Genomic DNA, 20576 nt, shown 5'->3' with positions numbered 1-20576 from the left:
CGTAAGTGAATATAAAAAACGCACCAAACAACATAATAAAGTTGCTTAGTGCGTTTGACCCTCACCAACCGTTATTGACAAGGAGCCCTTTTTTGTTGCGTTATATCTCACCGAAAGGGCAAATCCAACCCAACTTTTACTACCTCTCAAACTACCCTCACAATCCCTTAGATTTCAGTCCAAATTTGTTAATAAATCATAAATTCTAATACATATATTTTATAAATTGACTTTTTTAAACTTTCGCTCAAAAACGCTATAAACAGAGTTCCGTTTCATGTATAATCTAATTGAGAGCGAGGTGAGAACATGAATACCGTCTCAGATATACATAGTTTATTTGCGACAGATATGACAGGAGATGGCAGCTGGGTAAGTCAACTTGCTAATTTCATTGTTCATCCAATTATTACCCTAATACTTACTTGTCTGATTTTCTGTGGTTTCTTATTCCAACTCTATTCTAAACGCATCAACGTGATTGGGATATTATCCACAATTGTCTTATTAATCTTTTTCTTAGGGTTCCTAGTGAAAGGCGAAGTGAACTTACTTTCGATTATCTTATTTATCTTAGGTGTCATTCTTGTCGTAATTGAATTGTTTGTCGTGGGTGCTGTGATCGGCATCATTGGTATAGGTTTAATTATTTTCAGTATTGTGACTCTCGGTAATAGTTTAGTTTATATGGTAGGCAATGTTGTCGTTGCACTTATACTCGCAATTATCGAATGGGTCATTCTAGTTAAGGTGTGTCATCGCACAATACCTTTATTGCAGAATGTAGTACTCAATGACTCAACCAGTGCCGAAGCTGGCTTTACATCCCACGATGACCGTTCTCATTTAGTAGGTCAAACTGCTCTGACGTTAACGGATTTACGTCCGGCAGGTATGATCTCAATTGATAACGAACGTATTGATGCAGTGTCAGACGGGGCTTTTATCCTACGCAACAAACAAGTCCGTGTACTTGAAGTTGAAGGCACACGCGTCGTTGTTCGTGAATTAGAATCTTAAAAGGAGTGGATTTTCAACTATGCCAGGACTATTTGGTCTTATCATCATAGCAATAGTTATTATTGTCGTATTACTTATCTTCTTCTCATTCGTACCAGTAGGTCTATGGATTTCAGCTATAGCTGCTGGTGTTAAAGTAAGTATCGGTACACTTATCGGTATGCGCTTCAGACGTGTATCACCACGTAAAGTCATCGAACCGTTGATTAAAGCGCACAAAGCTGGTTTACACTTGAAGATTGAACAGCTTGAATCTCACTATTTAGCGGGTGGTAACGTTGACCGCGTTGTAGATGCAAACATCGCTGCAGAACGTGCAGAAATCAACTTGCCATTTGAGCGTGCGGCTGCAATCGACCTTGCAGGACGTGACGTGTTAGATGCAGTTAAAATGTCTGTTAACCCTAAAGTCATTGAAACACCATTTATCGCTGGTGTAGCTATGAACGGTATCGAAGTTAAAGCGAAAGCACGTATTACTGTTCGAGCTAACATCTCTCGCTTAGTCGGTGGTGCTGGAGAAGAAACAATCATCGCTCGTGTTGGTGAAGGTATCGTTTCTACTCTAGGTTCAAGTGATTCTCATACACAAGTGTTAGAGAATCCAGACAATATTTCTAAGACTGTCTTAAGTAAAGGTCTCGATTCAGGTACAGCATTCGAAATTCTTTCTATCGATATCGCAGACGTAGATATTAGCAAGAACATCGGTGCCGATCTTCAAACTGAACAAGCCATCGCAGATAAGAACATCGCTCAAGCGAAAGCGGAAGAAAGACGTGCCATGGCTGTTGCTCAAGAACAAGAAATGAAAGCGAAAGTTCAAGAAATGAGATCTAAAGTTGTTGAAGCCGAAGCTGAAGTACCACTTGCTATGGCAGAAGCTTTACGTTCAGGAAATATCGGTGTGAAAGATTATTATAATCTGAAGAATATCGAAGCAGATACAGGCATGAGAAATGCAATTAATGAACGTACACATCAAGAAGATGACGAATCACCAGAAGAATAACTAGGGGTGATTAAATGAGTATAGGTATTATTATCTTTGTAATATCTGTAGTAATTTCGATTATTAAAGCTGTTATTGATAACAGTGATAAAGAGCGCGACCCCTCTAAACCGAAAAAGCAAACTCAGAATGATGATGGCTTCTTCGGCGAAATCAAGAAAAGCATGCGGGAGATAGAGAGAGAGTTCTCAGATGACGGCTCTTCAAGACGTACAAATAAAGTACCCAGACCCGATTATCAACCGAACGGGAGACGTTATAAAAATCAAACACGTCCTGAAAAAATGGATAATGAACAACCTCAGCCCGTTACGCAAACAACGTCGCACGTAGAAGAACAACCAAGCCAAGCGGAACAAACGAAACGACGTCAACTTGATAGAGATGAGGAAAAGCGTGCAGAACTTCAACGTGATATGTTTACACGTATCGACGATATTAGAGACCAAATTAATCGAGAAAGCGATCAACGATTAGAACGCCTTGAGAAAAAAGCTCAAGCTATCATTTCAGATTCTACGTTATCTACACGTGCGAAACGGGTTAGACTCAATCAACTGTTTAATCGCACTTCACGTCAATCACAGTCAACTCAATCGTCACTTGCTTTCCATAAAGACGATGTCGTCAATGGCATCATTTGGTCAGAAATACTCAATAAACCGAAACAACTTTAATAATTCCTATTTGTAAGAGTGGGACCATCTCATCGAAGATAGTGTCCCACTCTTTTAATATCTCAAATGCCATCATTCATTTTATCAACAATGTCTGTGATCAATTCCTTTGACTCTCCATAAACTTTTGAATGTTAAATCTTCCAAAGTCACCCTCAATCAATGTTATAATGATGTTGATATTCGAAACTTTCAACTATCCATTTCAAAGTGACTCTTACTTTGTTTCAACAAGCCAATTAGGCTAGAATAATGATGGAAATATTAAGTAGTAAAGGAGCGCCTATATGCCTGGAATTATACAAATTGATGACATCAATGTGACTCAAGCTCTTGTCGGTAATAACGACGAACATTTAGAAGCGATTGAAGAGGGATTTGATGTTATCATACATGCTCGTGGGCAAGAAATTGCAGTGAAAGGTGAGAAAGTAGAGCATGTTGAACAAGCCGAAGCAGTACTACTCAATCTTAGAAAGGTGATCGAACAAGGCATCACTATCACGATTAAAGACGTAGAAGCTGCTATTAAAATGGCTCAGAACCATACAATACAATATCTATTAGATCTCTATGAAGAAGAGATTACGAAAGACGCTTTCGGTAAAACGATTCGTGCCAAGACGATGGGTCAGCGTATGTATATTAATGCGATGCAACGAGATGATCTCGTCTTTGGTCTAGGGCCTGCAGGTACAGGTAAGACATTCTTAGCTGTCGTATTTGCAGCTAAACAATTGCGCAAAGGTAATGTGAAACGAATCGTCTTAACGCGTCCTGCAGTGGAAGCAGGCGAATCTTTAGGGTTCTTACCTGGTGATTTAAAGGAAAAGGTTGATCCTTATTTAAGACCTTTATATGATGGCTTAAACACTGTACTCGGTCGCGAACAAACAGCGCGTTTTATTGAAAGAGGGATTATAGAAATCGCACCATTAGCCTATATGCGTGGACGTACATTGGATGATGCTTTCGTTATTCTCGACGAAGCGCAGAATACTACGCATGCGCAGATGAAGATGTTCCTTACACGTCTTGGCTTTGGTTCTAAAATGGTAGTTACTGGCGACCAATCCCAAGTCGATTTACCTAAAGGGATTAAAAGTGGTTTAAAAGAAGCTACAAAGAAATTACGAAATGTTAAAGGCATCAGTATTATGGAACTCGATCAAACTGATGTAGTACGTCATCCACTAGTCAGTCGCATCATCGATCGATACGAAGGGAATGAGTAAATGTTTACTATAGATTATAGCGATCATACGGATAGTGTGAAATCTGAATGGATTCAACAGATTGACGACTTACTCCAATTCGCTAAAGATAAAGAAGAGATTAACGAAGATGCTGAACTCTCTGTAACCTTTGCAGATAAAGCAGAAATTCATGAGATTAATCAAACCTATAGAGATAAAGATAAACCGACGGACGTGATTTCCTTTGCATTTGAAGAAGAGGATCCTCACATCATGGGAGCAGATTTACCACGTGTGCTAGGAGACATCATCATTTGTACTGACGTCGCAGAGGAACAAGCAGAAGCGTATGGTCATTCATTTGAACGTGAATTAGGCTTTCTCGCGTTGCATGGTTTTCTCCATCTGTTAGGTTATGATCACATGACTGAAGACGAAGAGAAAGTGATGTTCGGACGTCAGAAAGACATACTGGATGACTATGGTCTGACAAGGGACTGAGGCTATGCAGCGCTTTAAATATGCTTATCAAGGTTTCATCGCCCTGATTAAGAAAGATTTCAAATTTCTATTACATTGTATCTTTGGACTCATCGTTATATTCTTTGGGTTCGTTTTTCACATCACACAAACCGAATGGCTCTTTCTCATCTTAGCAATAGGGTTAGTCATGTCCTTTGAAGCGATAAATACCGCTGTCGAGTATGTCGTGGATTTGGCAACCGATGAATATCATCTCTTCGCTAAACATGCGAAAGATATTGCTGCGACGAGTGTACTTATTGTTAGTATTATTGCAGCCATTATTGGATTAATTATCTTCATTCCGTACATTTTATAAGTTATTCAACAACTTTAGTCAGATGCATGAGCTATTTGTAAAAGATAAATTAACAAAGGAAGGTTAACTGAATGTCAGAACACAAATCAGGATTCGTATCTATCATCGGTAGACCGAATGTAGGTAAATCTACGTTCGTCAACCGTGTAATTGGGCATAAAATTGCAATTATGTCTGACAAACCACAAACAACGCGCAATAAAATTCAAGGTGTAATGACGCAAGAAGATGCCCAGATTATCTTTTTAGACACACCTGGAATTCACAAACCAAAACATAAATTAGGCGATTACATGATGCGTGTCGCACGAAATACGTTAGCTGAAATTGACGCTATCATGTTCATGGTGAACATTAATGAAGAAATCGGCCGTGGTGACGAGTATATTATGGAGATGTTGAAACATGGCGACACACCAGTATTTCTCGTCTTAAATAAGATTGATCTCGTTCACCCAGATGATTTGATGCCTAAGATTGAGCAATATCAAACCTACATGGACTTTACCGAAATTGTGCCAATCTCTGCACTTGAAGGGCACAACGTCGATCATTTTATCGAAGTGCTAAAGTCCTATTTACCAGAAGGGCCTAAATACTATCCAGACGATCAAATTTCAGACCATCCAGAACAGTTTGTGGTCAGTGAACTGATTCGTGAAAAAATCTTGCATTTAACGAGTGAAGAAATTCCTCACTCTATCGGAGTCAACGTTGATCGCATGATTAAAGAAAGTGAATATCGCGTACGTATTGAAGCGACCATCTTCGTCGAACGTAATTCACAAAAAGGTATCGTTATCGGTAAAGGCGGCAAAAAGTTAAAAGAAGTAGGGAAACGTGCGCGACTCGATATCGAGCATTTGCTCGGCTCTAAAGTCTATCTTGAACTGTGGGTTAAAGTACAAAAAGACTGGAGAAACAAAGTGAATTTCATTCGTCAAATGGGTTACATTGAAGACCAAGATTAATAGGAATGAGAGTCGGTGTTTGTCATGTTAGTCAAACAAAAAGGTATAATTATCAAAACGATTGATTATGGAGAATCCGATAAGATTATCACTATTCTTAACGAACATGGTGCGAAAGTTCCTTTAATGGCTAGACGTGCGAAAAAGAGTAAGAGTGGTTTACAAGCGAATACACAACGCTTCGTTTATGGTCTCTTTATCTTTTCTCGTTGGAAAGGCATGGGAACATTAAATTCTGTCGATGTGATTGAGCAGAACTACAATCTCCGACTCGATATTTATGAAAGTAGCTATGCCTCACTCTGCGTAGAGACGATTGACCGTTCGTTAGAGGACGATGAAGTCTCTGAATATAGTTACAAACTTCTCTCTTTCGCTTTAGAGAAGATGCGCGAAGGTGTATCTGCACAATTGATATCCGTAGTCATCTTGTTAAAATGTATGCCACGTTTCGGTTTCAACGCAGTATTTGACCATTGCGTAGTAACTGGTTCAACCACTCAAGCTGATTTTGTGGGTTATAGTTTCAAGTTTGATGGTGCTATTTCACAACAAGCGCTATCAGAAGATCCGCACGCACTACGATTATCCAACAAGACACTGTATTTACTTTATATGTTACAATCACTTCCTATCGATAAGATGAGTGGACTCAGTATTCATCAAGCAATTGTAGATGAGATGTCCGAGTTAGTGATTATGCTTTATCGCGAATATGCAGGTATGTTTTTTAGAAGTCAGAAATTAATTAATCAACTTCGTCGTTTAGAAACTGATTCAAAGTAAACTCAGTATCAATTAGTAAGAGCGGGAGAGTGTAGGTCATTTTCTTTATCCCGCTTCTTATATATTGTTTCTAAAACTGATTCCTCATCAGACAAGCCATAAATCAAGCCCGTAAATGGATTAATACATCCATCTACGGGCATTTTTCTATAACTTAACACTCAAAATTAATATTTAATTTTTTCAGCTAAGAAATCATCTAACTCAGAAATTGGCATACGGATTTGTTCCATAGAATCACGGTCACGCACAGTAACTTGATTGTCTTCTAATGAATCGAAGTCGAACGTAATACAGTATGGCGTACCAATTTCGTCTTGACGACGGTAACGTTTACCAATAGATTGAGATTCGTCAAAGTCGATGGAGAATTTCGGACTTAATTGTCCGAAGATCTTAATCGCTTCGCCTGATAATTTCTTACTTAATGGAAGAACGGCTGCTTTGTATGGTGCAAGGGCAGGGTGGAAGTGAAGCACTGTACGTGCATCTTTACTACCTTCAACACCTTCTTCGTCATATGCATCACATAAGAATGCGAGTGTTACACGATCAGCACCTAATGAAGGTTCGATACAATATGGTAAATATTTCTCGTTTGCTTCTTGATCATGGTAACGGAAATCTTCACCTGAATGTTCTGCGTGTTTCTTCAAGTCATAGTCTGTACGACTTGCGATACCCCAAAGTTCGCCCCAGCCGAATGGGAAACGATACTCGATATCAGTTGTCGCATTAGAGTAGTGAGATAATTCATCTGCATCGTGATCACGTAAACGTGTATTGGCTTCTTGAAGACCAAGATCTTTTAACCATTCGCTCGCAAAGGTCTTCCAGTAACTTTGCCATTCAATTTCTTCACCAGGTTTACAGAAGAATTCAAGTTCCATTTGTTCGAATTCACGAGTTCTGAAGATGAAGTTACCAGGTGTGATTTCGTTACGGAATGATTTACCAATTTGACCAATACCAAATGGTAATTTCTTACGCATCGTACGTTGCACGTTCTTATAGTTAACGAAGATACCTTGTGCAGTTTCAGGACGTAAGAAGAGTTCACTAGTAGAATCTTCCGTTACACCTTGGAATGTCTTGAACATTAAGTTAAATTGACGAATATCAGTCCAGTTAGCTGTGCCACTCACAGGACAAACGATGCCTTCCTCGTCGATGATACGTTTCATTTCATCGAAACTTAAGCCATCAGCAACGAAGTTTTCGTCACCTTTTTCATTTTGCATATATTCTTCAATTAATTTATCAGCACGATAGCGAATTTTACTATCTTTGTTATCAATCATTGGGTCATTGAAGTTACCGAGGTGACCAGACGCTTCCCAAGTCTTAGGATTCATTAAGATTGCTGCGTCTAAACCAACGTTGTATGGTGATTGCGTGATAAATTTTTGCCACCAAGCTTTTTTGATATTATTCTTTAATTCAACACCGAGTGGACCGTAATCCCATGTGTTAGATAAACCACCGTAGATGTCACTACCAGGGAAGACGAACCCTCTATGTTTTGCTAAATGAACGACACTTTCCATGTCTTTTGCCATTGTACAAACACTCCTTTTTTACATAAAAACGTCCCAAGACAAAGTAAACATTTGACCTTGCCTTGGGACGAGTTTGATTTCTGATTTCATGTATATGTTAATCCGCTTCGTATGCACGTCAAATGTATGACGTAAGCGCTGATTAACTATTACTATTAGCATTAAAATTGAAATTAACCCGCGGTTCCACCCAAATTAGTGTAGACACTCGCTTTAGAGGTATATAATTGTGTGCCAATTTAAGTCGTTAAGCTCACACTATCCTTAACTCGCTGTACAACTTATTCTAATTGATACCTTGTATAATAGCAAGTAAATATCTGTATTTGTGGCAAATATCATTTCAATGTATAATTAATATCTGTATAGGTAAAAAGGGGTGAAGCGCTATCGAACTTAATAAACGTCAACAACAGATTATTGATATCGTGAAACATAACGGCCCAATTACGGGTGAGCATATCGCTGATCGACTAGATCTCACACGTGCAACACTACGACCTGATCTCGCTATCTTAACGATGTCAGGGATTCTTGAAGCGAGACCTCGAGTGGGCTACTATTATACTAATAAATCACAGAATAAAATTATCGCTGATGAATTGAAAAAATATCATGTTCGAGAATACGCTTCTCATCCAATTATTATTAAAAATGGAATGTCAATTTATGATGCAATTTGTACTATTTTTATGGAAGATGTAAGCACACTTTTTATCATCAATGATAAGGGTGATTTCGTAGGTGTCTGCTCGCGTAAAGATTTACTCCGCGCTTCAATGATGGGCGAAGATATCCATACTACGCCAGTAGATATTATTATGACGCGCATGCCTAACCTAAGTTATATTTCCATGGATGACAAAGTTATTTATGCAGCGCAATTAATGATTGAGAAAGAAATAGATTCTTTACCCATCGTACAACAGAAAGAGAACGGTAATTTAGAAATTAAAGGACGCATTTCTAAGACGACAATCACTAAATTATTTGTTTCATTATTTAAAGAATAGGTGGTCTGATCACGATGAAGAAAGTTAATATAATAGTCGCGTCAGATTCAGTTGGTGAAACAGCTGATTTAGTCGCTAGAGCAGGTTTATCACAATTCACACCCGATCAATGCGATCAGGAAACTGCGCGCTATCCTTATGTTGAATCATTTGAGAACGTTGATGAGGTAGTACAAGTCGCAGAAGATACAAATTCAATCGTAGTTTACACGTTAGTTAAGCCCGAAATACGCGCTTATATGGAGTCGAAATTACAAGAGAGTACTGTGAAATCTGTAGATATCATGGGACCTTTGATGAATATTTTAAGAGACGAAATTGAAGAGGAACCGTATTATGAGCCTGGACTTGTCCACCGACTAGACGAAGCTTATTTTAATAAAATAGAAGCGATTGAGTTTGCTGTAAAATATGACGACGGGAAGGATCCCAAAGGTATTTCAAAAGCAGATATTATTCTACTAGGAATTTCTAGAACTTCAAAAACTCCTTTATCACAGTACTTGGCACACAAAAGCTATAAAGTACTTAACATTCCTGTCGTTCCAGAAGTTACTCCTCCAGATAATTTGTTTGAGGTTGATCCTAAGAAGATAATAGCGCTTAAAATTAGTGAACAGAAACTCAACAAGATTCGTAAAGAGCGCCTTAAGCAACTCGGATTAGGAGATAAAGCGCGATATGCTACTGAGCAACGCATTCAAGAAGAACTTGAATATTTCCATGAACTCGTTGATCGTATAGGTTGCACGGTAATTGACGTTTCGGATAAAGCTATTGAAGAAACAGCAAATGATATTATGAATATTATCGACCAGAATGATTTCAATGAACTAAAGAAAGATAGCTAATACTTAAAGTAGTTAGGTGATGACTAGTGCGAATTGACCAATCGACAATCAATGAAATAAAAGATAAGACCGATATACTCGATGTTGTCAGTGAATATGTCAAATTGGAGAAAAGGGGACGCAATTATATTGGATTGTGTCCTTTTCATGATGAAAAGACGCCATCATTTACCGTATCAGAGGACAAACAGATTTGTCACTGTTTCGGTTGTAAAAAAGGTGGGAATGTCTTCCAATTTATTCAAGAAATTAAAGATATTCCTTTTACCGAAGCTGTGAAAGAACTTGGCGACAGAGTCAATATTCAAGTAGATGTTCCAAACTATAGCCAAGCTGGCGGTACACACCAAATCGCCTCTGAAGATTTACAGATGATAGAAATGCATGAACTGATGCAAGCGTACTATCACTATGCGCTAGTGAAGACAGTAGAAGGGGAAGCAGCGCTCAATTATTTGAAAGAACGTGGCTTTAGCGATGAAATGATAGAGAAACGTAAGATTGGTTATGCTCCTGATAATGCGACTTTCTGTCACGATTTCCTGGAGAAAAAAGGTTATGACATCGAACTCGCGTATGAGGCAGGTCTGTTATCGAGAAATGAAGAGAACTTTAGTTACTACGACCGTTTCCGCGATCGTATCATGTTTCCTTTGCAGAATGCTCAAGGTCGCACGGTAGGCTATTCAGGAAGAACATATACAGATCAAGAACCGAAATATCTTAATAGCCCAGAGACACCAATCTTCCAAAAACGTCGCTTGCTCTATAATCTTGATAAAGCACGACGTTCTATTAGAAAAATTGATGAAATCATGCTGCTTGAAGGTTTCATGGACGTTATTAAATCCGATCAAGCTGGTCTTCATCAAGTTGTAGCTACGATGGGGACACAACTTTCTCAAGAACATATCACTGTGGTCAAAAAATTAACGAATAATATTACCCTCATGTTTGATGGTGATAGTGCAGGACAGAATGCTACACTCAAAACAGGTCAACAACTGTTGCAACAAGGATTTAATGTCTTCGTCATTCAGCTTCCATCTGGCATGGACCCCGATGAATATTTAGTTAAACACGGTGAAGATGCGTTCAATCATTTCGTGACGCACGAAAAGAAAACGTTTATCAATTTCAAGATTCACTTACATCAAGATGAAATTCAAAATAATGATTTAGCATATGAGAAATATTTAAAAGAAATCACTCAAGATATTTCATATATGAATTCTTCAATTTTACGCAAAAAAGTATTGCAAGAAGTTGCAGATTTGTTTAAAGTTAGCTTTGATAGTCTCAGTCAATCAGTGGGACATTACTCACATCAAGCACCTGAGCCACCATCTGCAGCGCCGGACATACCACAATTCAGGCAACTTTCTCGTAATGAGAAAGCGGAAGTCTGTCTCTTGAAACACTTTGTTTATGATAAAGACCGTTTCCTGAATTATCATAGACAGATTGAAGCAGATGATTTTACAAATTCTTATTTTAAGCGTATATTTAATACTTTACGCGACTTTTATTCAGAGAATGAAACCTATACACTCAGTGATGTGATTCAATATGTGGACTCAGACGAGATGAAGGAAGCTTTCATCGCATTGGACAACTTCTTATTGAATGATGAACCCTATGATCATGAACTTGATGATTATGTCGCAATCATTCTTGAGAATCGCGATGAAGAAAGTAAAGAATCTCTCAATCGTCGTTTAAATGAAGCTTTACGATTAGGTGATGTTGAACTTCAAAAATATTACTTAGAGAAAATCGTTAATTTTAATAAAAATACGAAGACATAGTATACAAATATATCACTTATTTAGTATAATAATAGGGTTACTGAATGTTTAACACAAGGCGATTTTGTGAATTATTATAGTGTAATTTGTTCTCATTATTATACTATGTTGACTTTATAATCGGGAGGCCTTTTTGATGTCTGGTAATGAAGTGAAAATAAAGAAACAAACGATTGATCCATCTCTTACGCTAGAGGATGTAAAAAAACAATTATTAGAAAAAGGGAAAAAAGAAGGTCACTTAAGCCATGAAGAAATAGCTGAGAAATTGCAGAATTTCGAGATGGATAGCGACCAAATGGATGATTTCTTTGATCAACTCAACGATAATGATATCAATCTTGTTAATGAAAAGGACAATTCTGATACGGATGATAAATTAAATCCTAACGATTTAAGCGCGCCTCCAGGTGTAAAGATAAATGACCCAGTGCGCATGTACTTAAAGGAAATTGGACGTGTGGATTTACTCAGCGCTCAAGAAGAAATAGAACTCGCTAAACGTATTGAACAAGGCGATGAAGTAGCTAAATCTCGCTTAGCTGAAGCTAACTTACGTCTCGTGGTAAGTATCGCTAAACGTTACGTTGGGCGTGGCATGTTGTTCTTAGACCTTATTCAAGAAGGGAATATGGGTCTCATCAAAGCCGTTGAGAAATTCGACTTTAGTAAAGGATTTAAATTCTCCACATATGCGACATGGTGGATTCGTCAAGCTATTACACGTGCGATCGCTGACCAAGCACGTACGATTCGTATTCCCGTGCATATGGTTGAAACTATCAATAAACTCATCCGTGTTCAAAGACAACTCTTACAAGATTTAGGTCGTGATCCAGCACCTGAAGAAATCGGTGAAGAAATGGATTTACCACCTGAAAAGGTCAGAGAAATCTTGAAGATTGCTCAAGAACCTGTGTCTCTTGAAACGCCAATCGGTGAAGAAGACGACAGTCATCTTGGTGACTTTATCGAAGACCAAGAAGCACAAAGTCCTTCAGATCACGCGGCATACGAGTTGTTGAAAGAGCAACTTGAAGATGTACTCGACACGCTTACTGATAGAGAAGAGAATGTCTTACGTTTACGTTTTGGCCTTGATGATGGTCGTACACGTACGCTTGAAGAAGTAGGTAAGGTGTTTGGTGTAACACGCGAACGTATTCGTCAAATCGAAGCGAAGGCATTGAGAAAACTGAGACATCCAAGTCGTAGCAAACGACTCAAAGACTTTATGGATTAATTGTTCATGGGGGTGTGACTACTTATCCTTTTGTAAATTTGGATTTAGTCTCATCCCTTTATTTTACGTATTAAGGAGATCCTGCATGCTACAACTTAATCAACGACTGACATATGTAAGTGAATATATTCAAGGCGACTGTTTAGCAGATATTGGTTCTGACCATGCATATTTACCTATTTATGCTTTAGAACATCATTTAATTCGCACAGCGATAGCAGGTGAAGTGATTCAAGGTCCATACGAAGCTTCTATTAAAAATGTTCGATCCTATGGATACGACAGTCAAATTGATGTACGTCTAGGAGATGGACTCTCGATTCTCACTGACTCTGATCATGTAGATACCATTACTATCTGTGGGATGGGAGGTCCTCTCATTGCACAAATTCTGCAACAAGGGGCTAGTAAGCTGAAACCCCACACACGCCTAGTACTACAAAGTAATGTACAAACCGAAGCTTTGCGACGGACGTTAGAAAACTTAGATTTCGAGATTACACAGGAATTGATTTTTAAAGAAAAAGGCCATATTTATGAACTCGTCGTTGCAGATTATCAATCCAATTCTCGACCGTTAACTAAGCAAGAATTAAAATTTGGTCCTATATTACTGCGTCACAAAAATGCTCAATTTATAGAAAAATGGCAACGTGAAGTCGATGCACTTGAAAAAATAAAAGCGCAATTAGATACGACCAAACATCAACAACGTTTAGAGGAGATCAACGCTGAAATCGAAATGATAAATGAGGTGTTAAAGATATGAAGTTAAAACAATTACTCACAACGTTAAATGAGCATGTGCCATTTGAGACAGCTGAATCATGGGATAATGTAGGATTACTTATTGGCGACGAAGAAAGTGACGTGACAGGTATTCTTACAGCACTCGACTGCACTGAAGTGGTAGTAGACGAAGCTATTGAACTCGGATATAACACAATTATTAGTCATCATCCTTTAATTTTTAAAGGGGTTCAAAGTATCGTTCAACAAGAAGGTTATGGTGCAATTATACGTAAGCTCATCCAACACAATATCAATCTCATTGCATTACATACGAATCTCGACGTTTATTCTCAAGGTGTCAATGCGATGCTTGCTGACCGTTTACATCTCAGTGACGTTGAAATTCTTAAGCCACAAACGTTTGAATATGATAAAGTTCAAGTATTCATTCCTGAAACAGACGTAGAAACATTTAAAGACCAGTTAAGTCGTCACGGTTTAGCTCAAGAAGGCAATTATGAAGCTTGTTACTTCCAGTCACAAGGCAAAGGTCAGTTTAAACCGGTGGGTGATGCAAATCCGACACTAGGCGAAGTAGGCGAAATAGAACATGTTGATGAGATGAAAGTAGAATTTATGATCGCACCGCATCAACGTCAACTCACGCAACGAGCTATTGAGAAATATCATCCTTATGAAACACCAGTCTACGATATCATGCGTATGACGAAATTTAGCGAACGTGGTTTGGGCGTTATCGGTCAACTCGATCAATCCATGGACGTCCCAACGTTTGTTAAACAGGTTAAATCACAACTTGACATGCCAAGTGTGAGATTTATCGGTGATGAACATTCTAAGATTGAAACTGTAGCGATTATCGGTGGTGCAGGTGTAGGTTTCGAAACACTTGCGCATAACCTTGGCGCTGATATCTTTATTACGGGTGATATTAAACATCACGAAGCGTTAGATGCGAAGATTGCTGGCATAAATATGCTAGACATTAATCATTATAGTGAGTACGTTATGAAAGAAGGGCTCGTTAACCTTTTAAATAGTTGGTACAATCATCAATTAGAAATCCCAGTTAAAGCGAGCGAACACAATACGGATCCTTACAGTTATTATTAAGTGGGTAAAATGCGTAACATCGAACTCTGCTAAAATGATGAATCAAAAACAAACTTGAAACACACCCATCCTTAATGAATATAACTAATTACAAAAACTGAACTATCAAGACAAAGGAGTGAAAAAGATGAGCAAACATCCATTTGAACATTTTAATCTTGACTCATCTTTAATAGATGCAGTTAAAGATCTTAATTTTGACAAACCTACACAAATTCAAAATCGCGTCATCCCAAAGATCATCAAACAAACTAATCTGATTGGTCAATCTCAGACAGGAACTGGGAAATCGCATGCATTCTTGTTACCTTTAATGCAACTCATTGACCCAGAAGTTCAAGAACCTCAATCTATCGTCGTGGCGCCTACGCGTGAACTCGCACAACAACTCTTTGATGTGGCACAACAGCTCGCACGATTCAAAAAAGATGTAAGTGTCAAGCTATTCATCGGTGGAACAGATATTGAACGTGATAGACAGCGCGCGAAACAGCAACCTCAACTCGTGATTGGCACACCCACACGTATCAATGATTTAGCTCGCAACGGAGAGCTACATGTACATTTAGCTTCATATCTCGTTATCGACGAGGCGGATCTTATGATTGACTTAGGCCTTATAGAAGATGTTGACCACGTGGCAGCACGGTTGAGTTCAGAAGCACATATTGCAGTCTTTAGTGCTACGATTCCTAAATCATTGCATCCATTCTTGAATAAATACCTTGAGAATCCGGATTATGTCGAAATCAACAATAAATCGCAGAACAAGAAGAATATTGACTTCTATTTAATCCCAACTAAAGGCGATAGTAAAGTTGCGAAAACGTTAAAATTAATTGATATCCTTAATCCTTATCTCTGTATCATTTTCTGTAACAGTAGAGAGAATGCAGATGATTTAGCTGAGGAATTAACAAACGAAGGCATCAAGGTAGGGATGATTCACGGTGGTTTAACGCCTCGTGAACGTAAACAACAAATGAAGCGTATACGTAACCTAGACTATCAATACGTCATTGCGAGTGACTTGGCATCACGAGGGATCGATATTGAAGGTGTCAGCCATGTTATCAACTTTGATGTACCACATGAACTTGACTTCTTTACTCACCGCGTCGGACGTACAGGACGTGGCCAATATAAAGGCATAGCGATAACGCTTTATAGTCCAGATGAAGAAGAAAACGTAATGTTAATTGAAGAGAAAGGTTACCATTTTACCAATGTGGATGTGAAAAATGGAGAACTTAAAGAAATTAAGGCACATAATAAACGTCATACTCGTAAGAAACAAGACGACCATCTTACTCAAAAAGTGAAACATAAAGTTAAACGCAATAATAAGAAAAAAGTCAAACCAGGTTATAAGAAAAAGTTCAAAAAAGAACTGGAAGAATTGAAGCGTCAGGAACGTAAACAGTATAGTAAGAAACAGCGACGTATGAATAAGAAAAAGAAATAAAGGATAGGTGAATCACATGTTATTAGGCTCACATGTCTCAATGAGCGGTAAGAAAATGTTACAAGGAGCAGCCGAACAAGCACATGAATATGGCGAAACAACATTTATGATCTATACCGGCGCTCCTCAGAATACACGCCGTAAAGCGATTGAAGATTTGAATATCGAAAAAGGCCATGAAGCTATGAAAGAATATGGCTTATCAAATATCGTCGTTCACGCTCCCTACATTATCAATATCGCTAATACTCAAAAACCTCACGTATTCGACTTGGGTGTGGAGTTCCTACAAAGCGAAATTGAACGTACCCAAGCAATTGGTGCGAAAGATATCGTCTTACATCCTGGCTCACATGTTGGTGCCGGTGCAGATGCAGGGATCAAAAAGATAATCGAAGGTCTTAATGAAGTCCTAACACATGATAACGATGTCCGTATCGCACTTGAAACGATGGCAGGCAAGGGCTCTGAAGTTGGACGTAATTTCGAAGAACTTGCGCGCATTATCGACGGTGTTGAACACAACGAAAGACTTTCTGTGTGCTTTGATACGTGCCATACACATGACGCGGGTTACGATGTGAAGAATGACTTTGATGGTGTCTTAAATGAGTTTGATCAAATCATCGGTTTAGATCGCATTAAAGTTGTCCATGTCAACGACAGTAAGAACGAATGCGGCGCACATAAAGACAGACACGAGAACATCGGTTTCGGTCACATCGGTTTCGACGCGCTTAACTATGTCGTCCACCATGATGCATTTAAAGACATTCCTAAGATTCTTGAGACACCTTTTGTAGGTTTAGATAAGAAGAGTAAAAAGAATCCATTCGAACGTGAAATTCAAATGTTGCGTAATCAACAATTTGATCCAGATATGAAAGATAAGATTATTAACGAAGGTCATTAATTGGTTGACACTTCGAGGATGATGGCTGTTCATGAATGATAGAGGGCGTAAATATAAGTTGAACGCCCAATACGAAATGAACAGCCACTTTTTTTCAGCCCCATTTAATTCTTCACACTTATTGTAACGATGTAGTTATTTTCGACGTATCCGAACGGTTTTTTCCTTATTTTTCAAAGGTTAAACAAGTCGAAAACATTACTATTTACAAGACTAACGAGAGATTGTATAGTAATTACGAGGTGAAATCATGACGACACCAGTCTTCGAACTTAAAAATATAGATTATTATTTCGACAGAAAGCAAGTGCTTGAGAATATTAATATCAAAATCAACCGAGGCGAATTTCTGGCTATTGTAGGACCTAATGGAGCAGGTAAGTCAACCTTACTTAAGATCATGCTAGGATTGTTACCGCTTCAACAAGGTCAAATCCTGATTGACGGCAAAGTCTACAAAAAGTCACAACAAGCGCCCCAAGTGAGTTATGTTTCTCAGAAAGCACGCGCATTCAATTCCGGCTTTCCAGCAAGTGTTAAAGAAGTGGTCTTGAGTGGCTTAACGAAAAAGAAAAGGCTCTTACAATGGTTCAATAAAAAAGATGTCGCACAAGTGCACAACGTCTTGGAACGTTTAAATATTGGACATCTCATCAATAAAAATATCGCCGAGCTCTCAGGTGGCCAGCAGCAACGTGTGCTCATTGCTCGAGCATTAATTAGCAATCCGAGCGTCTTAATTCTCGATGAGCCAACCAATGGTATCGACGCGAAACACGTTAACGAATTCTATCAAACATTAGAGCGTCTAAAGCATGAAGGTGTGACGATCATACTTGTAACACACGATATGGGAGTAGTAGCGGATACAGCGACCGAAGTGGCATGTCTCAATAAACACTTACACTTCCATGGTTCAACTGAAGACTTCAAATCTTTAGATGAAGTAGAAATATCTAAGATATACGGTCATCCTGTACGCTTTGTAGATCATCAACATGAGAGGGAGTGTTGTAACTCATGATTGATGCATTACTCAATTTCGATTTCGTCCGCTACTCGCTCATCAGTGGTCTGCTCATCGGTTTCGTCGCGCCACTCATCGGCGCCTTTATCGTGGTCCGCCGTTTATCTTTAATTGCCGACGCACTGAGCCACGTCACGCTCGGTGGAATTTCATTCGGTATGTTCCTTATCACAGTCGTCCCTGCAGTTGCCTTTATTAACCCAATGTGGTTCGGTATTCTGTATGCTGTGGTAGGTGCTTTACTTATTGAGAAACTACGGACGTCCTACAGCAATTATCAAGAAATTGCGATTCCCATTATTATGAGTGCAGGGATTGCATTGAGTGCTATCTTTATCTCACTTGCTGATGGTTTTAATCAAGAAATTATAGGGTTACTTTTCGGATCAATCAGTGCAGTCACTTTAAGTGACACAATTACGATCTTGATCATCACATTGATAGTGGTTATTTTTATCCTGTCACTTTACAAAGAATTATTTTTACTCTCATTTGACGAAGAGTATAGTGCTGTAATCGGCATACCAAAGTGGATACAATTCCTCTTCATCGTCATTGTAGCTATGGTCATTTCAGCTTCAATGCGCGTCGTTGGTATCTTGCTTGTCAGCGCGCTTATAACACTGCCTGTAGCTATTTCTCTCAGATTGACCAAAGCCTTTAAACAACTTATCTTACTCAGTATTGTTATCGGTGAGATAGCAGTCATTGCAGGGCTCGTACTTGCCTTCTACCTGAACCTCTCGCCAGGTGGAGTCATTGTTATCTTGCTCGTTCTGGGTCTCGCACTCGTCATGTTGATACAGAAAGTGAGATCTCATAGTGTAAAAGGAGTGAAAACACATGAAGACAGATAATGCGATTAAAATTTTAAAAAACAAGGGTCATAAGTATACAGATAAAAGACGCGATATGATTCAGCTGTTCGTTAATGAAGATAAATATATCAACGCAAAACATGTTCAAGCAGAACTCGAACATAACTATCCCGGTATCTCTTTCGATACGATTTATCGTAACTTACATTTGTTTAAAGAATTAGGTATTATCGAAAGCACGGAGTTAGATGGAGAAATGAAGTTTAGAATTGCTTGTACAGATCATCACCACCATCACTTTATCTGTGAATCTTGTGGTGATACGAAAGTGATTGATTATTGTCCAATCGACAACATCAAATCCTATTTACCTGGTGTTGCCATTCACCAACATAAACTTGAAGTTTACGGTATTTGTGAAGCTTGCCAGAAAGCACATTAATATCAAGATATTTGTTGTCTCAGCTCGACACTCTCTGTTGGGCTGAGATTTTTTATGGGCAAAAACGACATAGTCATGTTCCACCATGTATTCCTACATCAAATGTAAATTCTAGGGTAGGCCATTAGTCTGAATTCTGAGTAGAATGGTCAATTTATAGTCAGGAAATGTTTAAAAAGTTGTCATATGAGATATAATATGACTGTAAAGATAACAAAGAGATAACGAGCGACTGAGTATGATGTATCAAGCAGAAACTTTGTCGTTATCTAGCTTTATTGTTATTCTAAAGGTGAAGAAAACTTAGGAGGATGATTATTTATGGCTTTTGAATTACCAAAATTACCTTACGACTATGATGCGTTAGAACCTTATATCGATAAAGAAACAATGACTATCCATCATGACAAACACCACAACACTTATGTTACTAAATTAAATTCAGCTATCGAAGGTACTGATTTAGAATCTAAATCAATCGAAGAAATCGTAGCTAACCTTGACAGCGTACCTAGCGACATTCAAACTGCAGTACGTAACAATGGTGGTGGACACCTAAACCACTCATTATTCTGGGAAATGATGACTCCTAATTCTAAAGAAGAAGGTACTGTAATTGATGAAATCAAAAAACAATGGGGCTCATTAGACAAATTTAAAGAAGAATTTGCTGATGCAGCTGCTGGACGTTTCGGTTCAGGCTGGGCTTGGTTAGTAGTTAATAACGGTAAATTAGAAATCACTTCTACTCCAAACCAAGACAACCCAATTACAGAAGGTAAAACACCTATCTTAGGTATCGACGTTTGGGAACACGCTTACTACCTTAAATATCAAAACGCACGTCCAGAATATATCAAACAATTCTGGAACGTAGTTAACTGGGAAAAAGTTGACGAATTATACAACGCTGCTAAATAATCGTCATCACTCTAAAGTTTAACTATTAGGGAGTATGAGGCTGTCGATGAGAATTTCTCGGGCTCCTTGTCAATAACGGTTGGTGAGGGTCAAACGCACTAAGCAACTTTATTATGTTGTTTGGTGCGTTTTTTATATTCACTTACG

The 20576-nt window shown here is 38.5% G+C and carries 21 protein-coding genes; 20 read left to right on the top strand and 1 reads right to left on the bottom strand.

The window, feature by feature from the left end; genetic code table 11:
• The first annotated feature begins 309 nt into the window (after positions 1 to 309).
• The 8 genes from CD126_RS05650 to recO all read left to right on the top strand — a co-directional run bounded on the left by CD126_RS05650 (position 310) and on the right by recO (position 6503).
• Positions 310 to 1020, top strand: a complete 711-nt coding sequence (locus CD126_RS05650; protein WP_049405289.1) for an NfeD family protein — start codon at positions 310 to 312, stop codon at positions 1018 to 1020.
• A 19-nt stretch (positions 1021 to 1039) separates the two neighbouring features.
• On the top strand, positions 1040 to 2032 hold the full coding sequence (gene floA / locus CD126_RS05645) for a flotillin-like protein FloA (RefSeq protein ID WP_002471037.1): 993 nt from the start codon (positions 1040 to 1042) through the stop codon (positions 2030 to 2032).
• A gap of 14 nt (positions 2033 to 2046) precedes the next feature.
• Positions 2047 to 2709, top strand: coding sequence for a hypothetical protein (locus tag CD126_RS05640; protein WP_103370165.1), 663 nt, complete (start codon positions 2047 to 2049; stop codon positions 2707 to 2709).
• Between the two features lie 287 nt (positions 2710 to 2996).
• On the top strand, positions 2997 to 3944 hold the full coding sequence (locus tag CD126_RS05635) for a PhoH family protein (RefSeq protein WP_002471043.1): 948 nt from the start codon (positions 2997 to 2999) through the stop codon (positions 3942 to 3944).
• A complete protein-coding gene (gene ybeY, locus CD126_RS05630; RefSeq protein ID WP_049405284.1) occupies positions 3945 to 4406 on the top strand; it encodes an rRNA maturation RNase YbeY in 462 nt (153 codons plus the stop codon).
• 4 nt (positions 4407 to 4410) lie between these two features.
• Positions 4411 to 4746: a diacylglycerol kinase family protein gene (locus tag CD126_RS05625; protein ID WP_002471059.1), complete on the top strand. Its 336-nt coding sequence runs from the start codon at positions 4411 to 4413 to the stop codon at positions 4744 to 4746.
• Positions 4747 to 4817: 71 nt separating this feature from the next.
• Positions 4818 to 5717 (top strand): GTPase Era, encoded by a 900-nt coding sequence (gene era / locus CD126_RS05620; protein ID WP_103370164.1) that lies wholly within the window; start codon positions 4818 to 4820, stop codon positions 5715 to 5717.
• A gap of 24 nt (positions 5718 to 5741) precedes the next feature.
• Positions 5742 to 6503, top strand: coding sequence for a DNA repair protein RecO (gene recO / locus CD126_RS05615; RefSeq protein ID WP_103370166.1), 762 nt, complete (start codon positions 5742 to 5744; stop codon positions 6501 to 6503).
• A gap of 167 nt (positions 6504 to 6670) precedes the next feature.
• Here the strand turns inward: recO and CD126_RS05610 are convergent, their stop codons facing one another.
• Complete coding sequence (locus tag CD126_RS05610; protein ID WP_103370163.1) at positions 6671 to 8062, bottom strand: glycine--tRNA ligase; 1392 nt, start codon at positions 8060 to 8062, stop codon at positions 6671 to 6673.
• A 389-nt stretch (positions 8063 to 8451) separates the two neighbouring features.
• On the opposite strand from CD126_RS05610, the gene ccpN reads away from it, so the two are divergent.
• The 12 genes from ccpN to CD126_RS05550 all read left to right on the top strand — a co-directional run bounded on the left by ccpN (position 8452) and on the right by CD126_RS05550 (position 20429).
• Entirely contained in the window at positions 8452 to 9075 is a 624-nt protein-coding gene (ccpN, locus tag CD126_RS05605; protein ID WP_049405279.1) for a transcriptional regulator CcpN, read from the top strand.
• 14 nt (positions 9076 to 9089) lie between these two features.
• Positions 9090 to 9926, top strand: a complete 837-nt coding sequence (locus tag CD126_RS05600) for a pyruvate, water dikinase regulatory protein (RefSeq protein ID WP_049405278.1) — start codon at positions 9090 to 9092, stop codon at positions 9924 to 9926.
• 26 nt (positions 9927 to 9952) lie between these two features.
• Entirely contained in the window at positions 9953 to 11734 is a 1782-nt protein-coding gene (dnaG, locus tag CD126_RS05595; RefSeq protein ID WP_049405276.1) for a DNA primase, read from the top strand.
• Positions 11735 to 11870: 136 nt separating this feature from the next.
• On the top strand, positions 11871 to 12977 hold the full coding sequence (gene rpoD / locus CD126_RS05590) for an RNA polymerase sigma factor RpoD (RefSeq protein ID WP_049405273.1): 1107 nt from the start codon (positions 11871 to 11873) through the stop codon (positions 12975 to 12977).
• Positions 12978 to 13062: 85 nt separating this feature from the next.
• Positions 13063 to 13746, top strand: coding sequence for a tRNA (adenine(22)-N(1))-methyltransferase (locus CD126_RS05585; protein ID WP_049405271.1), 684 nt, complete (start codon positions 13063 to 13065; stop codon positions 13744 to 13746).
• Positions 13743 to 14843, top strand: coding sequence for a Nif3-like dinuclear metal center hexameric protein (locus CD126_RS05580; protein WP_049405269.1), 1101 nt, complete (start codon positions 13743 to 13745; stop codon positions 14841 to 14843). The genes CD126_RS05585 and CD126_RS05580 overlap by 4 nt, the downstream gene beginning before the upstream one ends.
• Positions 14844 to 14970: 127 nt before the next feature.
• The gene (locus tag CD126_RS05575) at positions 14971 to 16308 is read left to right on the top strand and encodes a DEAD/DEAH box helicase (protein ID WP_049405268.1); all 1338 of its coding nucleotides are present in this window, start codon (positions 14971 to 14973) and stop codon (positions 16306 to 16308) included.
• Between the two features lie 16 nt (positions 16309 to 16324).
• Positions 16325 to 17221 carry a deoxyribonuclease IV gene (locus tag CD126_RS05570; RefSeq protein WP_002472481.1) on the top strand — a complete coding sequence of 299 codons (897 nt, stop codon included), beginning with the start codon at positions 16325 to 16327 and terminating at the stop codon, positions 17219 to 17221.
• A gap of 250 nt (positions 17222 to 17471) precedes the next feature.
• Positions 17472 to 18245 (top strand): metal ABC transporter ATP-binding protein, encoded by a 774-nt coding sequence (locus CD126_RS05565; RefSeq protein ID WP_103370162.1) that lies wholly within the window; start codon positions 17472 to 17474, stop codon positions 18243 to 18245.
• On the top strand, positions 18242 to 19105 hold the full coding sequence (locus CD126_RS05560; protein ID WP_049405264.1) for a metal ABC transporter permease: 864 nt from the start codon (positions 18242 to 18244) through the stop codon (positions 19103 to 19105). Before CD126_RS05565 ends, CD126_RS05560 begins: the two co-directional genes overlap by 4 nt.
• Entirely contained in the window at positions 19092 to 19508 is a 417-nt protein-coding gene (locus tag CD126_RS05555; protein WP_002472471.1) for a Fur family transcriptional regulator, read from the top strand. The genes CD126_RS05560 and CD126_RS05555 overlap by 14 nt, the downstream gene beginning before the upstream one ends.
• 321 nt (positions 19509 to 19829) lie before the next feature.
• Positions 19830 to 20429 (top strand): superoxide dismutase, encoded by a 600-nt coding sequence (locus CD126_RS05550; protein ID WP_002472474.1) that lies wholly within the window; start codon positions 19830 to 19832, stop codon positions 20427 to 20429.
• Positions 20430 to 20576 lie beyond the last annotated feature (147 nt).

Source organism: Staphylococcus pettenkoferi, from assembly GCF_002902685.1.
GTDB classification, from domain to species: Bacteria; Bacillota; Bacilli; order Staphylococcales; family Staphylococcaceae; genus Staphylococcus; species Staphylococcus pettenkoferi.
This window is presented reverse-complemented; position numbering and strand designations above follow the sequence as displayed.